General features: G+C 57.5%; 1 protein-coding gene. It reads left to right on the top strand.

Annotation, left to right across the window (positions count from 1 at the left end):
• Positions 1-26 precede the first annotated feature (26 nt).
• A partial coding sequence (locus EOA24_RS41075) for an AAA family ATPase (RefSeq protein WP_145992603.1) occupies positions 27-398 on the top strand: 372 nt, incomplete at its 3' end.

Here is a 398-nt window from a genome sequence, read left to right on the forward strand (position 1 = left end):
GCGCGGCTCAAGGCAGGTGTGACGCGATGAGATTGCGGCGCCTTAATCTGACCCGTTACGGCAAGTTTACCGACAAAGCGATCGACTTCGGAGAGAAGCCGCCATCTGGCCCTGATCTGCATATCGTGTTCGGTTTAAACGAGGCTGGCAAATCGACGGCGCTTTCCGCCTACCTGGATCTGCTCTTTGGCATCGAAGAGCGCAGCCGCTACAATTTTCTGCACGAATATAGCTCTATGCGCATCGGTGGACGGCTTGAATTCGAGGAGCAGACGCTTGCCGTTTCGCGCACCAAAAGCCGCGCCAACTCACTGCACGATGCCGAAGGCCGGCCACTGAGCGAAATTGCGATTTCGGCGCACCTGGTTGGCTTGTCGCGCGATGCCTACAGCAGCATG

It is taken from the genome of Mesorhizobium sp. M2A.F.Ca.ET.039.01.1.1, from assembly GCF_003998035.1.
Classification (GTDB): Bacteria; Pseudomonadota; Alphaproteobacteria; order Rhizobiales; family Rhizobiaceae; genus Mesorhizobium.